The 14,887-nt window shown below is 68.9% G+C and carries 16 protein-coding genes; 11 read left to right on the top strand and 5 right to left on the bottom strand.

Annotated features, from left to right (window positions below; genetic code table 11):
- Positions 1 to 129 precede the first annotated feature (129 nt).
- Complete coding sequence (locus AACL56_RS34295; RefSeq protein ID WP_339095235.1) at positions 130 to 519, top strand: RidA family protein; 390 nt, start codon at positions 130 to 132, stop codon at positions 517 to 519.
- A 112-nt stretch (positions 520 to 631) separates the two neighbouring features.
- Here AACL56_RS34295 and AACL56_RS34290 read toward each other — a convergent pair whose 3' ends face one another.
- Entirely contained in the window at positions 632 to 1,228 is a 597-nt protein-coding gene (locus AACL56_RS34290) for an ATP-dependent Clp protease proteolytic subunit (RefSeq protein WP_339095331.1), read from the bottom strand.
- Between the two features lie 102 nt (positions 1,229 to 1,330).
- On the opposite strand from AACL56_RS34290, the gene AACL56_RS34285 reads away from it, so the two are divergent.
- From AACL56_RS34285 to AACL56_RS34275, 3 genes are all read left to right on the top strand, one after another.
- Positions 1,331 to 2,095: a sigma-70 family RNA polymerase sigma factor gene (locus AACL56_RS34285; protein WP_339095233.1), complete on the top strand. Its 765-nt coding sequence runs from the start codon at positions 1,331 to 1,333 to the stop codon at positions 2,093 to 2,095.
- Positions 2,096 to 2,226: 131 nt separating this feature from the next.
- Positions 2,227 to 2,892: a 4Fe-4S dicluster domain-containing protein gene (locus AACL56_RS34280; protein WP_339095231.1), complete on the top strand. Its 666-nt coding sequence runs from the start codon at positions 2,227 to 2,229 to the stop codon at positions 2,890 to 2,892.
- Positions 2,893 to 2,896: 4 nt separating this feature from the next.
- Positions 2,897 to 3,829: a dimethyl sulfoxide reductase anchor subunit family protein gene (locus tag AACL56_RS34275; RefSeq protein ID WP_339095229.1), complete on the top strand. Its 933-nt coding sequence runs from the start codon at positions 2,897 to 2,899 to the stop codon at positions 3,827 to 3,829.
- 72 nt (positions 3,830 to 3,901) lie between these two features.
- On the opposite strand, the gene AACL56_RS34270 is transcribed toward AACL56_RS34275, so the two are convergent.
- From AACL56_RS34270 to AACL56_RS34260, 3 genes are all read right to left on the bottom strand, one after another.
- Positions 3,902 to 5,371, bottom strand: coding sequence for a lactonase family protein (locus AACL56_RS34270; RefSeq protein WP_339095227.1), 1,470 nt, complete (start codon positions 5,369 to 5,371; stop codon positions 3,902 to 3,904).
- Positions 5,372 to 5,677: 306 nt separating this feature from the next.
- Positions 5,678 to 5,983, bottom strand: coding sequence for a hypothetical protein (locus AACL56_RS34265; protein ID WP_339095226.1), 306 nt, complete (start codon positions 5,981 to 5,983; stop codon positions 5,678 to 5,680).
- 7 nt (positions 5,984 to 5,990) lie between these two features.
- A complete protein-coding gene (locus AACL56_RS34260; protein WP_339095224.1) occupies positions 5,991 to 6,341 on the bottom strand; it encodes a hypothetical protein in 351 nt (116 codons plus the stop codon).
- A 292-nt stretch (positions 6,342 to 6,633) separates the two neighbouring features.
- Between AACL56_RS34260 and AACL56_RS34255 the strand changes: the two genes are divergently transcribed.
- Both AACL56_RS34255 and AACL56_RS34250 read left to right on the top strand, forming a co-directional pair.
- The gene (locus AACL56_RS34255) at positions 6,634 to 7,410 is read left to right on the top strand and encodes an exodeoxyribonuclease III (RefSeq protein WP_339095222.1); all 777 of its coding nucleotides are present in this window, start codon (positions 6,634 to 6,636) and stop codon (positions 7,408 to 7,410) included.
- Between the two features lie 140 nt (positions 7,411 to 7,550).
- Complete coding sequence (locus tag AACL56_RS34250) at positions 7,551 to 7,997, top strand: SRPBCC family protein (RefSeq protein ID WP_339095219.1); 447 nt, start codon at positions 7,551 to 7,553, stop codon at positions 7,995 to 7,997.
- Positions 7,998 to 8,028: 31 nt separating this feature from the next.
- Here AACL56_RS34250 and AACL56_RS34245 read toward each other — a convergent pair whose 3' ends face one another.
- Complete coding sequence (locus tag AACL56_RS34245; RefSeq protein WP_339095217.1) at positions 8,029 to 10,035, bottom strand: helix-turn-helix domain-containing protein; 2,007 nt, start codon at positions 10,033 to 10,035, stop codon at positions 8,029 to 8,031.
- A 210-nt stretch (positions 10,036 to 10,245) separates the two neighbouring features.
- Here AACL56_RS34245 and AACL56_RS34240 point away from each other — a divergent pair, with 210 nt between their 5' ends.
- Genes AACL56_RS34240 through AACL56_RS34220 form a run of 5 tightly spaced genes read left to right on the top strand, consistent with a single transcriptional unit; the run spans position 10,246 to position 14,884 of the window.
- Complete coding sequence (locus tag AACL56_RS34240; RefSeq protein WP_339095215.1) at positions 10,246 to 11,547, top strand: ABC transporter substrate-binding protein; 1,302 nt, start codon at positions 10,246 to 10,248, stop codon at positions 11,545 to 11,547.
- Between the two features lie 28 nt (positions 11,548 to 11,575).
- Complete coding sequence (locus AACL56_RS34235) at positions 11,576 to 12,481, top strand: branched-chain amino acid ABC transporter permease (protein WP_339095213.1); 906 nt, start codon at positions 11,576 to 11,578, stop codon at positions 12,479 to 12,481.
- The gene (locus AACL56_RS34230) at positions 12,481 to 13,437 is read left to right on the top strand and encodes a branched-chain amino acid ABC transporter permease (RefSeq protein WP_339095211.1); all 957 of its coding nucleotides are present in this window, start codon (positions 12,481 to 12,483) and stop codon (positions 13,435 to 13,437) included. Before AACL56_RS34235 ends, AACL56_RS34230 begins: the two co-directional genes overlap by 1 nt.
- Positions 13,434 to 14,210, top strand: a complete 777-nt coding sequence (locus tag AACL56_RS34225) for an ABC transporter ATP-binding protein (protein WP_339095209.1) — start codon at positions 13,434 to 13,436, stop codon at positions 14,208 to 14,210. The genes AACL56_RS34230 and AACL56_RS34225 overlap by 4 nt, the downstream gene beginning before the upstream one ends.
- On the top strand, positions 14,210 to 14,884 hold the full coding sequence (locus tag AACL56_RS34220) for an ABC transporter ATP-binding protein (RefSeq protein WP_339095207.1): 675 nt from the start codon (positions 14,210 to 14,212) through the stop codon (positions 14,882 to 14,884). The genes AACL56_RS34225 and AACL56_RS34220 overlap by 1 nt, the downstream gene beginning before the upstream one ends.
- The last annotated feature ends 3 nt before the right edge of the window (positions 14,885 to 14,887 follow it).

Below are 14,887 nucleotides of genomic sequence, written 5' to 3'. Positions count from 1 at the left end.
GAAGCACTATCCATGCCAAATCATCCGTGTTAACCCTTGATCGCAAGCAAATTTGAAATAGATTTTCAGATTGGATGGATACTTGCGGCTCGCTTCTCCCGACCCTTCTCTTCTTCACAAGGAGTTCCCATGCCCCTCGAATACCTCGGCGCCCCTCCCCTCGCCTCCGACCGCCAGGTGCGTCCCTTCTCCCCGGCCGTGCGCGCCGGCGACTTCATCTATGTGTCGGGCCAGGTGCCGGCGGACAAGAACGGCGAGATCGTGGTGGGCGGCATCGAGGCGCAGACGCGCCAGGTGATGGAAAACCTGAAGACCGTGCTCGCGCTGGCCGGCGCCACCCTCGACGACGTGTGCAAGAGCACCGTGTGGCTGCAGGACGCGCGCGACTTCGGTGCGTTCAACCGCATCTACATGAGCTACTTCGGCGAGAACAAGCCCGCGCGCTCGACCACCGAGGCCCGCCTGATGGTCGACGCCAAGGTCGAGGTCGACGTGGTCGCCTACAAACCGAAGGCCTGATTCGGGGCGTCGCGCACTTCGTGTCGCCCCTGCCGGGGGAACACCTGCGGTCCAGGCAAAGCCGGTTCCGCAGTATTTCCGGGTCGATTGCAGCAATACCTTGCCGCGACAGCTAGCCCTTCAGCTCGGTCTTGCGCTGGATGATGCGCGAGACCAGTCCGTACTCGACGGCCTCCTCCGCCGACAGCCAGCGGTCGCGCTCGATGTCGGCCATCACCACGTCCAGCGGCTTGCCGGTTTCGCGCGCGATCTCGTGCGCGATGCGCAGCCGGGCTTTGATGATTTCCTGCGCCTGGATGGCGATGTCGGTCGCCTGGCCGCCCGCGCCGCCGCTGGGCTGGTGGATCAGGAAGCGCGTATTGGGAAGGCATACGCGGCGCTCGCGCGGCGCGGCCAGGAACAGGTGCGTGGCCGCGCTCCCCACCCAGCCGGTGCCGATCATGTTCACCGGCGCACTGATGAAGCGCACGATGTCGTGGATCGCATCGCCCGACTCCAGGTGCCCTCCGGGCGAGCTCACGAGGATGTCGATGGGCTTGTCGGCGCTGTCGGCGTCGAGTGCGATGAGCCGGCGCGTCACGTCGGCGGCCACCGAGTCGCTGATGCTGCCGAAGATCAGCAGCGTGCGCGACTTGAACGCCTTTTCCTCCAGGTAGGAATTGCGCGGCTCGCCGGTGGCAGCGGGCTTGGTGTCGTCTTCCGATTCCATTGAGAACATGGTGGGCTGCATGAAGAAAGCTCCTGTGGTTGAACTGTCTTGACGAACAAGCCCGCAGTTTCGTGACATTGCTGGCTATGGCAAGCTGCGCCGATGCTCGATGAACACTATCTCTCGCAATTCCCGGCACTGCGAGGCCGGCTGGTTCGCGCGGCGGCGCGCATGCTGGGCGGCCCGGCGGATGCCGAGGACGTGGTGCAGGACAGCTACCTGCGTGCATTGGAGGCCGGGGACCGCGCGGCACCCGACGCTGCGCAGGCCTGGCTCACAACGGTGATGCGGAACATCGCCATCGACCGGCTGCGGCGCGCGCACCGGATGCAGCTCTGGCTGCAGGACGCCGCAGTGCAGGCCGCGTCCGACGCGTCGCCCTCCGCGCAGGACGACGCGGCGACAGCGCAGTCGGCCCACGGCGCACTGCGCCTGCTGGCGGCGCGGCTGTCGCCCGCCGATGGCGCGGCCGTGCTGCTGCGCGAGGTGTTCGAAGCCAGCTTCAAGGAAATGGCCGAGGCCAGCGGCAGGACCGAAGCGGCGTGCCGGCAGCAACTGCATCGCGCGTTGCTGCGGTTGCGGCAGGACACGGACGACAACGACGGCGCACCGGAAGCGGTCTTTCACGTGTACCGGCAGGCGCTGGCCGAGTGCGACGCGAGCGTGCTGTTCGCGATGCTGCGGCAGCCGCCGACGCGGGCTGCTGCAGTGCCGGCCGCGATCGCCAAGGATGCAGCGCCGCGCGCGGTCTGCCAGATCATGCAGATGGGCGGACGCCTCGGGCTGGTGCTGACGCTCGGCGGGAAAGTGCTGTGCGTGCTGCCGCTGGACGTGCGGCAGATGGAAGAAGCTGTGCCGCTGAACTAGGCATCCGGCTACTTGCCCCTTTGAGGAAAGGCTGGGACGAGGGCTCCCGGCCTTCGACATCTCGCGGTCTTCGAGGCCGCTTGCCCCCACCCCCGCCCTCCCCCAGAGGGGGAGGGAGTCATGCCAATACCGTGCGCGCCGAGCCCGGCGAGACATTGGCCAAGCAACTCGCCCTTGTCATCGACCTCAACGTCTGCGTCGGCTGCCACGCCTGCGTCACCTCGTGCAAGCAATGGAACACCTCCGGCAGCGCCGGCCCGCTCGCCGACGAGCGGCCCTACGCGGCCAGCCCCACCGGCACCTTCTTCAACCGCGTGCAGACCTACGAGGCGGGCGCCTTCCCGGTCACAGAGACCATCCACTTCCCCAAGAGCTGCCTGCACTGCGAGGACCCGCCGTGCGTGCCCGTGTGCCCCACGGGTGCGAGCTACAAGCGCAAGGAGGACGGCATCGTGCTGGTCGACTACGACAAGTGCATCGGCTGCAAGTACTGCGCCTGGGCCTGCCCCTACGGCGCGCGCGAGCTCGACGAGGAACGCCAGGTCATGACCAAGTGCACGCTGTGCGTGGACCGCATCTATGACGAGCAGCTGCCCAAGGAAGACCGCAAGCCCGCCTGCGTGAAGGCCTGCCCGACCGGCGCGCGCATCTTCGGCGACGTGAAGGACCCGGATTCCGACGTGTCGAAAGCGATCCGCGAACGCGGCGGCTACCAGCTCATGCCCGAGTGGGAAACCAGCCCGGCCAACCAGTACCTGCCGCGTCACATCACGCCGGCGGCCGGCGCACAGGAGTAGACGCATGCATCCCGCGTTCTCCATTCTTTTCTTCACCACGCTGGCCGGCGCTGCGCAGGGGCTGGTGTTCGCGCTGGCGCTGGCCGCCCTGTTCGGCCTGGCGCTGGCGCCGGGCTTCGTCGGCATCGCGCTCGGCGTGGCCGAGGTGCTGCTGGTGGCGGGGCTGGCCGCGTCGTTCCTGCACCTGGGGCGCAAGATGCGCGCCTGGCGTGCGGTGCTGATGTGGCGTACCTCGTGGATGTCGCGCGAGGTGATCGTGCTGCCCGCCTTCATCGCGCTGGTGGCGCTGTGGAGCGTGTCGCTGCGCTTCGGTGCCGGCGCGCCGTGGACATGGCTGCTGCCGCTGCTCGTGCTGTGCGGCGCCGTTCTGCTCTGGTATTGCACCGCGATGATCTACGCCTGCCTGCGCTTCATCGAGGAGTGGGCGCATCCGCTGACGGTGGTCAACTTCACGCTGATCGGGTTGTCGTCGGGACTGGTGCTGGCCTGCGCGCTGGCCGCGCTGTGGGGCGAGGCGCATTTCGTGCAGTTCTTCGGCCCGTGGGCCTTCGTTGCCACGCTGGCCGCCTGGGGTGCACGCAGCGGAGCGCTGAGGCGCAATGCGCGCTTGCGCCACAAGTCGACGCTGCAGTCGGCCACCGGCATCCGCACGCACAAGCTGGTGCAGAAATCGATGGGCATGTCGGCCGGCTCGTTCAATACGCGCGAGTTCTTCCATGGCGCCACACGCGCCATGCTCGGCAACGTGAAACTGGCCTTCCTGCTGCTGGCCTTCGCGCTGCCCGCCGCGTTGGCGGTGTTCGGCATCGCCAGCGCCGCGGCATGGCCGTGGCTGCTGGCGGTCGCGGTGCAGGCGCCGGGCCTGCTGGCCGAGCGCTGGTTCTTCTTCGCGCAGGCGAAGCATCCGCAGAACCTGTACTACCAGGTCGTGTCCTGAGCCGCAACTGTCCGGGGACGCCGGCGCGGACTTCCACGGGCAGGGTCCGCGCCGGGATCCTGCCCGGATGCCTTATCGAGAGAGAACCACGGCACGCGGGCCCACGCCCGTCGGCTGCGAGGTCCCGCTGCTCGGCAGGCCGGTCATCGCGTCGAGCCGGTAGGCGAACACCTTGTTGCTGCCCAGGTTCGCGATGTAGGCGAACTTGCCCTGCGGCGCGACGACGACCGACGTCGGCGCGCTGTCGAGTGTCGTGCCCGAGACGGCAGGGCCCAGCAGGCCGGTGAGCCCGTCGACCTGGAACACCTGCAGGCCCGCACCGCCGAGATCGGTCGCGTAGGCGAACTGGCCGTTCGGGGACAGCGCCATGCTGGTGAGTGCCGAGGCGGGCGCGCCGGACCTTCCGTCGATCTGCGTGAGGGCGCCGGTGAGGCCGATCGCGAAGGTCGTCACGGTGTTGCTCGTCGCACTCGTTGCATAGAGGTACTTGCCGGACGGATCGATGGCGATGAACTCGGGCTTCAAGGTGCTCACGAAGCTGTTGCCGCCCGGAAGGCCGGTGCTGCTGTCGATCGAGAAGACCGAAATGGTGTCGCTGCCGCTGTTGGCGATATAGATGTAGCGGCCCAGCGCGTCGATGGCGACCGAGGTCGGTGCGGTGCCCGTGCCGTAGGTGCCCGCGCCCTCGAACGTCAGCGCGGCGGTGACGGGATCGATGCTGTAGGTCATCAGCTGCTGCGAGTTCTTGTTGACCACGTAGGCGAAGCGGCCGGTGGGCTCGACCGCGATCGACTCGGGCCCCAGGCCTGTCGTGACCACCGGCGTGGCCATGGGCGTCAGCGCGCCCGTTGCCGGGTCGATGCTGAACTGCCGCATGTTGCTGGCGGACGAGCCGAGCACGTACGCAGCCTTGCCGAGCGGGTGCACCGCCATGGCGCGGGGTGCGGCTGTCGTACCGCTGGCGATGGCTGCGCCGACGGACGTGAGTTCGCCGGTGCCCTGGTCGATGGAGAACGCAGACACGGTGGAGTCACTCTCGTTGACCACGTAGGCGAAGCGTGCGGCCGGCGGCGCGCAGACCACGGCCACGGCGGTGACCGCCGCTGCGGCCACGGTGCCGCTGCCGTTCGTCACGGTGCATTCGCGCGTGAGGATGCGCGGCTGCGTCTTGACCGTCACCGCGTAGCCCGCGGCATCGGCGACCTTGGTGGGAAACACGAAGCTGCCGTCGGCCGAAATGGCGATGTCGTCGCCCGCGTTGTTCTGCAGCACCAGGCCCGTGCCGAGCAGGCCCGAGACCGTGCCGCCGACCTTGTAGCTGGCCGCAGGCGCCGGCGGGGCGCCAGGCGTTCCCTGGTCGGCCGGTGCAGCAGGTGCTGCCGGGGTGTTCGGCGTGGTGGGAGTCGTCGGGGTCGTCGGAAAGGCCATGAACAGGCCGTTGGCGTTGCCGCCACCGCCGCCGCCACAGGCGGAGAGCGTGAGCATCAGGCCGCCCAGCAGGGCCAGCTTCAGGTGAGAGGGACGGTGTTGGGAGAGCGTCATTGTCTGTGTCGGATAAAGCCGGGGCCTCGCGCCGCAGCGAAGAAGTGGAGGGATGCGTTGCGTGCGCGGGCGCGCTGCAACGAGCGTCTATCGGCAGTTCCGGCTAAAACTTTAGGCTGCAGCCTGCATCGGCCGCAGAGCCCGACGGCAGCGATGGTTCCGGGGAATCCGGTTCGCCGCTTCAGGCGACGAAGGCGAGGCCGCCAGCGTGTGGGGCCACGGCGCGGGCTGCGAGTGGGTCGGGGTGCGTCCGACCGGGCGCATCCGATTCCCGGAGTGCGCGATGTTCGACGGTGATCGTCTCGCTCAGTGCCGCGACGGCGTCCACGGCGACATGTGCTGCTCGTCCGCCGCGCTGTCGCCGATCTGCATCTGGAGCAGTTCGTACACGACGCCGGCCGACCACTTGGGGTTGGCGTCGCCGTTGCGCTGGTAGAGCGTCGCGGTCAATGCCGCCAGCCACTCGTCGTCGATCTCACCGCGCGTGAGCGCGTAGAACTCGGTGGTGAACTCGAACCACCAGGCCTCTTCGTCCGAAAGGATGCGGCCCTCCACTTCGATCGGACGGTCCGGCTTCCACATGACGGGCATCGGGTCGAGAACGCGGGTCACGACGTGCTCAGGCCTCGTCCGCAGAGGGGCGGGCGGGCACTGCAGCGCGGGCCTCGATCCATGCGAGGCATTGTTCTCGCAGCAGGTCGATGGAGGCGAGCGCGTTGGCCTGCGGCTCGAAGATCGGCAACTCGAAGTAGGGCTCGCCATTGCAGTGGATCTCGGCGAAGCCCGAGACCATCTGTTCGGACGCCGCCAGGCAATAGCGGAATTCCCAACCTCCGGCATGCACCTCGGACTCCAGCGTCCCGGCCAGCGAAGGCTTCGCGGGTGCCGCGTCGCGGCATGGCGAGCGGCCGGGCGGCATCGCCTGGGCGGGACGAGGATTCGAAGACGAAGTGAGGCGGAAAGTTGTCATCGGTTGGAGGCGTTATGCAGTGACTTGCAGGCTGAAGCGCGCGCCCAGCACTTTAGCGGTCTTCTTGCGGCAAATTTGTCGGAATCCATGCCGAAACCTTCGATTGACAGCCCGAAAACGCATCGGGGCGGGGCTCGGCCATCGAGGTGGCTACCGTTTGCCGTTGGCGATACCGAGGGGAGCGCCTTGTCCGACGCCGCAGCCGGCCTCGTGCGGCGCATGATCCCGGCTGTCTTCTCCTTTACGACCTGACGGGTCCATCCGGTGCGTGCTGCCGGACCCCTCGCCCACGATGAAGATCGCCACATTCAACGTCAACGGCATCGGCAGCCGCCTTGAGCGGCTGCTCGAATGGCTTGCGCAATCGAAGCCCGATGTCGCCTGCCTGCAGGAACTCAAGTCGCCCGACGAGAAGCTGCCGCTCGACGCGATCCGCAAGGCGGGCTACGGCGTGGTGGCCCACGGGCAGCGCGCGTGGAACGGCGTGGCCATCCTCGCGCGCGGGCGCGAGCCGATCGAGACCGGGCGCGGCCTGCCGGGCATGGAGGCCGACACGCAGAGCCGCTACATCGAGGCAGTGGTCGACGGCGTGCTGGTGGGCTGTCTCTACCTGCCCAACGGCAATCCCCAGCCGGGGCCGAAGTTCGACTACAAGCTGCAGTGGTTCGAGGCGTTCAACAGGCATGCGAAGAAGCTCTTCGCGAGCGGCATGCCCGTGGTCCTTGCGGGCGACTACAACGTCGTTCCGACCGACGACGACATCTACAACCCGGCGTCCTGGCGCGAGGACGCGCTGCTGCAGCCGCAGAGCCGTGCGGCATTCGCGCGCTTGCTCAAGCAGGGCTGGACGGACGCGATCCGCCATTGCCATCCGGACCGTGTGCCGTACACCTTCTGGACCTACTGGCGCAACCGCTATCCGCGCGATGCCGGCCTTCGCATCGACCACTTTCTGCTGAATGCCGAACTCGCGCCGATGCTGCGTTCGGCCGGCGTGGACCGCGACGTGAGAGGGCGCCCGGGTGCGAGCGACCACGCGCCCGCCTGGATCCAGGTCGACCTGCCGTAGCGGACCGGCATGGGTGGGCCGTCTGCCGCCTGCATTGCGCGAGCCAGGGTTTTCACTTGTCTCCAGCCGTGTCGATTTTCAGCAGGCTCGTTCGACGTACGTAAAGAGGGTCGTCCTCTGTTCTTCAGGAGAAAGCAACCATGGCCACCAACACCGTCCGCCTGCACCGCGTGCTTCGCTGCCCGCCGGAGCGTCTCTACCGTGCATTCGTCGAGCCCGGCGCGTTCGAGCGCTGGCTGCCCCCCTTCGGCTTCGTCGGCAAGGTCCATGCGATGGACCCCGTGGTCGGCGGTGCATGGCGGATGTCGTTCACCAACTTCGGCACCGGCCACGGCCACTCGTTCGGCGGAAAGTACCTGGAGCTCGTTCCCGGCCAGCGCATCGCCTACGACGCGGCCTTCGACGACCCCAACCTGCCGGGCACCATGAAGACCACGGTGACGCTGACCGCGGTGTCCTGCGGCACGGACATGTCGGTCGTGCAGGAAGGCATCCCCGAGATGATCCCGGTCGAGATGTGCTACCTGGGCTGGCAGGAATCGCTGGTCGCGCTGGCGCAGCTGGTGGAGCCGGACATCCCGGGCTGATGGCAGGCGGCGCGGCGGCGCCACCGCCCATTCAGGCGTCGGCCGTTCCCCGCCTTGGCGCCAGCGCCTGGACGCCCTGGCGCAGCATGTGCATGCGCAGCGCCACGTGCAGCTCCAGGAAGCGCCCGCCCTGGCGCCAGCCCGCCAGAAGTTCGTCGATGGTCTCCAGCCGCTGGCGCAGCGTGTTGACGTGGATCTGCAGCGAATCGGCGGTGGCCTTCGCGTTCTGCGCGTGCTCGAGGTAGGCGAGCAGCGTGCCCGCGAGGTCGGTGCCGCGGCGCCGGTCCTGCTGCACGAGGCCGCCGACGGTCGCCTCGATGAAGCCCGCCACGTCGGCCGCTCGCCGCTGCTCGAACAGCATCGAATACATCGTCAGCGTCGCTTCGGGCACCAGCTCGTGCGATCGGCCCAGCGCGCGCAGGATGTCGATGCCGCGCTTGAGCGCGCGGAAGCTCTCGGGCAGCAGGTCGACCTGCGACACGGGCCCGGACACCACGCCGATCGCGCCGAGGCGCGCGTCCGACAGCAGCGCGCCCTGCAGCGCCGACTGCAACGCCTCGGCGCCCGCATCCGGGCAGACGGCGACGATGAAGCCTTCGAATTCCTCGAGCAGCGTGCCGCGCGCCACGGCCGGGCGCATGCGGCGCAATGCGTATTCGATGTGCCGGTCTTCCACGGCGAGCACGATCATGCGCAGGGCCAGCTTCAGGTCCAGCCCCAGCGGCTGGGCCCGCAACTGCAACGCCGCGAGCGATTCCTGCTGCCAGCTCACCAGGGCGCGGATGGTCGCCGCCGATTCGCTGCTCACCTCCAGCTCGCTGCGCTCCTGCGACAGCAGCACCACGCCCGCCACCAGCGCGCCCCGCTCGAAGGTGCGGATCTCGGTGGCGCTCATCGCGCGGTCCGACAGCATCAGGATGGCGCCCAGCAGCCGGTCGGCGCCCATCAGCGTCGCCACGCGAAGGTGCCGCGCCGGTCCGCCGTCGATCGCCTGCGAAACGCCGCTGCGGCGTCCTTCGATCAGCGCCGCGTGCACCAGGTCCTGGACCTCGGTGCGGCCCAGCAGCTCGTTCAGTCCGCCGGCGAGGTGCGCGGGCGAGGCGGCGGCGCGCTGCGTGGGTTGTCCGGCTTCGTCGAGCAGCACGATGTGGCCGCCGAGCATCGTGCCGACCATGTCGAGGATGTCGACGAGGCTGCAGCCGCGCGCGACGAGCCTCGTCATCTGTTCCTGTGCGTCGGCCGCCGCCTGGGTCTCCTCGGCTTGGCGGTGCAGCGAGGCGTTGGCCTCGCTGGCGCGCTGCAGCGCCACCTGCGCTTCCTGGAACAGCCGCGCGTTCTCGATCGCGACGGCGGCCTGCGCCGCCAGCGCTGAAAGCATCGCGACCTCCCAGGGCGCATGGCGCCGGGGCTTGCGGTCGCAGATGCACAGCACGCCGATGCAGTGGTTGCCCACCATCAGCGGCGCGCCCAGCAGCGACTCGACCCCTTCGTCCTTGATGGCAAGGTCGATGCCGCGCTCGTGCGCGAAGCCCTGGTCGGTCAGGTAGTCGGTGCTGTGGTACGGCGTCTTGTGCTTGAGCACGTGGCCGCAGATGCCGTGGTCCGGCGGCACGCGCACGTTCTTGAAGCGCTCGGAGATCGCGCCTTCGGTCGCGCGGATGTAGAAGTCGTTGCGCACGCGATCGAAGTTCGTCAGGTAGCCGATGTCGGACGCGAAGATCTGCCGTGCGCGCCGCACGATGGCCTGCAGCACCAGCTCGAGGTCGCGGATCGAGGTGAGGTCGTGCGCGCTTTCCAGCACCACCAGCAGGCCGCGCTCGCGGCGCTGCTGCAGCGTCAGCTGCTCGCAGACCGCCATCGCGGCGCGCACGCTGCCGGCCAGCTGCGCGCGCCGGGCCGGGTCGGGCACGCCGGCCTCCACGCGCTCGAGCATCTCGTCGAATTCGCGCGTGCCGGCATTGCGCTGGAGCATGGCGAGCAGCTCCGACTGCAGTTCGCCGGCCGCCAGCGACACGTCTTGCGTTCCGTTTTCCGTCATGTTCGAAGAACTCCTCCCAAAGCGCATCTTCCTGGATGCAAAAGATCGGTGCTAACCCTGATGCCGAGGGCGCGAATGCCGGCGCCTTGTATGAATCGCCCATAAACAAGATCGATTCGTGTGGCTTCGATCCATAGGAGATCGGCGGCCTGACCGACATGATTCATGCACTCGCACATTAACAGCGCGAGACCACAGGAGACAACCGAAGTGAAATCGCTCGCCAGATTCGTGGCTTGGGGCGCGGCCTCGTTCGCCCTCGCCGCCACCGCCATCGCCCAACCCCAGCGCCCGGCCGAGATCAAGCTCGGCATGAGCACCTTCATGACCGGACCGGCCTCGGTGCTCGGCGCGCCCGCCAAGACGGCCGCCGACATGTGGATCGAGGACTTCAACGCCGCCGGCGGCATCGACGGCACCAAGCTGAGCCCCACCTGGATCGACGAAGGGCAGGGGGCGGACAAGTTCCTATCCGAGTACCGCCGCCTCGCGCAGGAGCCGGGCGAGAAGCTCATGCTGTCGGCCATCTCGAGCGGCTACTGCAACGCGCTGGCGCCGGTGGCGGAAGACCTCAAGGTCATCAACATCCTCTGGGAGTGCTCCACCGAGAAGGTGCTCGAGGAGCGCCGCTACAAGTACGTGTTTCGCACGGGCCCCAACGGCACCATGGAAATGGTGGCGGCCGTGCTGCACCTGCTGAAGACCAAGCCCGACTTCAAGACGCTCGCGGTGGTGAACCAGGACTACGCCTGGGGCCGCGACTCGTGGGAGATCTTCCGCAACACGCTGCTCGCGCTCAAGCCCGACGTGAAGATCGTGGCCGAGCTGTTTCCCAAGTTCGGCGCGTCCGACTTTTCCGCCGAGGTCACCCGGCTGCAGGCGCTGCGGCCCGACGTGGTGTTGTCCACCGCGTGGGGCGGCGACCTCGACACTTTCCTGAGGCAGGCCTCGCAGCGCGGTCTGCTGAAGTCGTCGCAGTTCGTGCTGCCGCTGGCCGATTCGTCGCTCGAGCGGCTCGGCGACGCGGTGCCGCCCGGCGTGATCGTCGGTTTCGTCGGCGACGGCTACTTCGCGGACCCGGAGTTCGCGAACGACCCCGAGGCGCGCGCCTTCGTGCAGAAGTTCAAGAAGCGCACCGGCGCATACCCGAACTTCGCGGTCTATCACATGATCCAGGCGCTGAAGGCCGCCACCGGCGCCTACAAGCAGGCACTGGCCGACAACAAGGGCCAGTGGCCCACCACCGAGCAGCTCGCCACCACGCTGCGCAAGCTGGAGTACCGCGGGCTGTCGCGACCCATCAGGCTGCGCGAGGACGGCCAGGCGCTGCAGGGCCAGCTCTACGGCGTGACCGCCAAGGACGCCTCGCAGCCGTTCCCGGTCGCGCGCCAGCTCTCGTTCTATCCGGCCGACATCCTCACGCCGCCGGTGGGCCAGAAGTCCGCCGAGTGGGTGAAGACGCTCAAGCCCGCGCTGCTGAAGAACCCGCAGATCCGCCGCGTGGGCGACTGAAGCCGCTTGCACGAGGAACCCGTCGTTCATGGAACTGAATCTCCTGCTGCTGGCCACCGTCGACGGACTGTCGTACGCCGGCCTGCTGTTTCTCATCTCGCTGGGGCTGACCCTGATCTGCGGAGTCTTCGGCGTCATCAACGTGGCGCACGGCAGCCTCTATGCCTTCGGCGGCTACAGCGCCGCGAGCCTGCTGGCGTGGTTGCTGCCGCACACGGCCTCGGCCGTGGTGCTGGTGGGCTCGCTGTTCGTGGCTGCCGCGGTGGTCGGCGGCTGCCTCGGCGCGCTGCTCGAGCGCGGACTGCTGCGGCATTTCCAGGACCGCGATCCGGTGCTGCAGCTGCTCGTCACCTTCGCCGCCTTCATGATGCTGGAGGACGTGCAGCGCATGGTGTGGGGCGCCACGCCGGTCAACGCGGGCGACCTCGCCACGCGGCTGGGCACCACCGACCTGCTGGGCGTGACCTTCATGAACTACCAGCTGGCCTTCATTCCCGGCGTGGCGCTGGTCGCCTACGCGGGCCTGCAGTTCCTGCTGCGCCACTCGACGGCGGGGCGGCAGATCGTGGCGGTCATCCATCACCGCGAGACGGCCACCGCGCTGGGCATCAACGCGGCGCGCGTCGGCACGCTGACCTTCGCGCTCGCGGGTGCGCTCGGCGCGCTGGGCGGTGCACTGTCGGTGCCCATGACCTCGTTCGTGCCCGGCCTGGGCGCCGAGATGATCGTGACCTCGTTCGCGGTCATCGCCACGGCGGGGCTCGGGCAGATCACCGGCGCGCTGGTGGCCTCGGTGCTGATCGGCATGGCGCGCTCGCTGGCGGTGTACACGCTGCCCGAGCTCGAGGTGGTCATGCCCTACCTGATGATGGTGGCGGTGCTGCTGGTGCGCCCGCACGGGCTCTTCTCCGTCACCGCGGCCCGGAGGATCTGATGCGCAGGACCACCTCCATCGCGGCCGTCGCGGCCGCCGTTGTCCTGATGCTGGGCGCCGGCTGGGCCTTGCCCTGGTCGCGCATGCCGATCATCACCTTCCTGTGCTTCGGCCTCGCCGCCCTCGGGCTGACGGTGCTGATGCGCGCCGGCCAGGTGTCGTTCGGCCATGCCATGTACGCGGCCATCGGCGGTTACGCCACCGCGTTCACGGTGCGCGCCTTTCCCGGTGCCGACGGCCTCGTGGCCGTGGCCGCGGGCGTGGTGGCGAGCCTGGCCATCGGCGCTGTCGTGGCTGCCTTCGTGTCGCGCTACCGCGGCATCTTCTTCGGCATGCTGAACCTGGGGCTCTCCATGGTGCTCTTCTCGCTGGCCGGCAAGCTCTACGGCTGGACCGGCGGCACCGACGGCCTGCGCTTCGAGCGGCCCGCGCTGCTGGGCATGGCACTGGAGCGCGGCCAGTTCGAGCTGGCCATGCTGGTGTTGACGCTGGCGCTCGCCGTGGCGGTCGCATGGGCGGTGCAGCGCTACTTCGTGTCCTCGTCGGGGCAGGTGATGCTGGCCATCCGCACCAACGAGACCCGCCTGGAGTACATCGGCCTGTCGGCGCGCATGGTGCTGGCCGAGGGCTACGTGCTGTCGGCCGGACTGGTGGGGCTCGCCGGTGCGCTGCTGGCGCTGGTGCAGAGCCTGGTCACGCCCGAGAGCGGCTACTGGATCCGCTCGGGCGAGTACGTGTTCATCGCCATCCTGGGCGGCTCGGGCCATGCCGCGGGCGCCTTCCTGGGAGCGGCGGTGTTCGAACTCATCAAGCTCGCGGCGGCGGCGTACTTCACCAACGCCTGGCAGATCCTGCTCGGCGCCACGCTGATCGCGGTGATCTTCTTCGCGCCGCAGGGCATCGTCGGCTGGCGCCGGCGTGCGCCGCGGCAACCCTTGCCCCAGGAGGCCCGATGAACGCATCGACCCCCGATGAACTGCTGCGCACCGAAGGGCTGACCCTGCGTTTTGGCGGCATCACCGCCGCCGACGGCATCGACTTCTCGCTGGCGCGCGGCGAGCACCTCGCGGTGATCGGCGCCAACGGCGCGGGCAAGACCACCTTCATCAACATCTGCACCGGCTACATCAAGCCCAGCAGCGGCCGGGTGCTGTTCGAGGGCCTCGACATCACGCGCCAGGGCCCGCGCCAGATCGCCCGGCTGGGCGTGGGGCGGTCGTTCCAGCTGCCGCAGCTGTTCCTCGACCACACGGTGCGGCAGTGCCTGGAGCTGGCCTCGGTCAGCCGGCGCGGCGTGCTGTCGCGCTGGACCCCGCTGTCGCGCGCGGCCGACCAGCGTGCGGTGGCCGAGATGCTGGAACTGGTGGAACTCGGCGACCATGCCGACGCCCCGACCGCCGTGCTGCCCGAGGGGCGCCGCAAGCTGCTCGACGTGGGCATCGCGCTGATGCTCGAGCCCAAGCTGGTCATCATGGACGAGCCGACCAGCGGGGTCTCGTCCGAGGACAAGCACGGCGTGATGCGCACGCTGATGCACGCGCTGCAGCAGCGCAAGGTCACGAGCTGGTTCGTCGAGCACGACGTCGAGATCGTCCGCCGCTACGCCACGCGCGTGGCCGCGTGGATCGACGGGCGCATCGCGGCCGACGGCGCGCCCGAACAGGTGTTCGCCGATCCGCTGGTGCGCAGCGAGGTGCTGGGCGAACGTGCAGGACAGGGAGGCCGCTGATGCTGCGCATCGAATCGATGAACATCGACCTGGCGGGCCACGCGGTGCTGCGCGGCGTCGACCTGCAACTCGCGCCGGGCCAGACGGTGGCCGTGGTGGGCCGCAACGGCGCGGGCAAGACCACGCTGCTGCGCGCCATCATGGGCCTGGTGGCGCCGCGCTCCGGGCGCATCCTCCTCGACGGCGAGGACATCACGCGCAGCCCCGCATCGCGCCGCGCGGCGGCCGGCTTCGGCTATGCGCCGGAAGACCGGGTGATCCTGCCGACGCTGAGCGTGGCCCAGAACATCGCGCTGCCATGCGAGGTGCTCCGGCTGCCGAGGCACGAGATACAGCGCCGCATCGACGCCGTGCTGGCCAACGTGCCGCAGCTCGAGCCGATGCTTCAGCGCTCGGGCGCGGCCCTGTCGGGCGGGCAGGGAAAGATCGTCGCGCTCGCGCGCGCCCTCGTGGTCGGTGCGCGCTTCGTGCTGCTCGACGAACCCTTCCAGGGCCTGGCCCCCGCGCTGGCACGGCAGTACGGCGACGCGCTGCGCGCCCTGCGCGTGTCGCACCCGACCCTGTGCGTGGTGGTGACGGAATCGAACGCGGCGCTGCTGGACGCGGTGCAGAGCCGCACCCTGCACATCGAGCGCGGCGCGGTCTCGGAGACGACATCCACCGCCACCGCCTGAGCC

Source organism: Variovorax paradoxus (assembly GCF_902712855.1).
GTDB classification, from domain to species: domain Bacteria; phylum Pseudomonadota; class Gammaproteobacteria; order Burkholderiales; family Burkholderiaceae_C; genus Variovorax; species Variovorax paradoxus_Q.
The sequence above is the reverse complement of the archived record's forward strand: the minus strand, read 5'-3'. Positions and strand labels throughout refer to the sequence as shown.

Bases quoted from the DNA above. Each gene is read 5' to 3' on its own strand.
- AACL56_RS34295 (WP_339095235.1), top strand. From the start codon at position 130: ATGCCCCTCGAATACCTCGGCGCCCCTCCCCTCGCCTCCGACCGCCAG.
- AACL56_RS34290 (WP_339095331.1), bottom strand. From the start codon at position 1,228: ATGGAATCGGAAGACGACACCAAGCCCGCTGCCACCGGCGAGCCGCGC.
- AACL56_RS34285 (WP_339095233.1), top strand. From the start codon at position 1,331: ATGCTCGATGAACACTATCTCTCGCAATTCCCGGCACTGCGAGGCCGG.
- AACL56_RS34275 (WP_339095229.1), top strand. From the start codon at position 2,897: ATGCATCCCGCGTTCTCCATTCTTTTCTTCACCACGCTGGCCGGCGCT.
- AACL56_RS34270 (WP_339095227.1), bottom strand. From the start codon at position 5,371: ATGACGCTCTCCCAACACCGTCCCTCTCACCTGAAGCTGGCCCTGCTG.
- AACL56_RS34260 (WP_339095224.1), bottom strand. From the start codon at position 6,341: ATGACAACTTTCCGCCTCACTTCGTCTTCGAATCCTCGTCCCGCCCAG.
- AACL56_RS34255 (WP_339095222.1), top strand. From the start codon at position 6,634: ATGAAGATCGCCACATTCAACGTCAACGGCATCGGCAGCCGCCTTGAG.
- AACL56_RS34250 (WP_339095219.1), top strand. From the start codon at position 7,551: ATGGCCACCAACACCGTCCGCCTGCACCGCGTGCTTCGCTGCCCGCCG.
- AACL56_RS34245 (WP_339095217.1), bottom strand. From the start codon at position 10,035: ATGACGGAAAACGGAACGCAAGACGTGTCGCTGGCGGCCGGCGAACTG.
- AACL56_RS34235 (WP_339095213.1), top strand. From the start codon at position 11,576: ATGGAACTGAATCTCCTGCTGCTGGCCACCGTCGACGGACTGTCGTAC.
- AACL56_RS34230 (WP_339095211.1), top strand. From the start codon at position 12,481: ATGCGCAGGACCACCTCCATCGCGGCCGTCGCGGCCGCCGTTGTCCTG.
- AACL56_RS34225 (WP_339095209.1), top strand. From the start codon at position 13,434: ATGAACGCATCGACCCCCGATGAACTGCTGCGCACCGAAGGGCTGACC.
- AACL56_RS34220 (WP_339095207.1), top strand. From the start codon at position 14,210: ATGCTGCGCATCGAATCGATGAACATCGACCTGGCGGGCCACGCGGTG.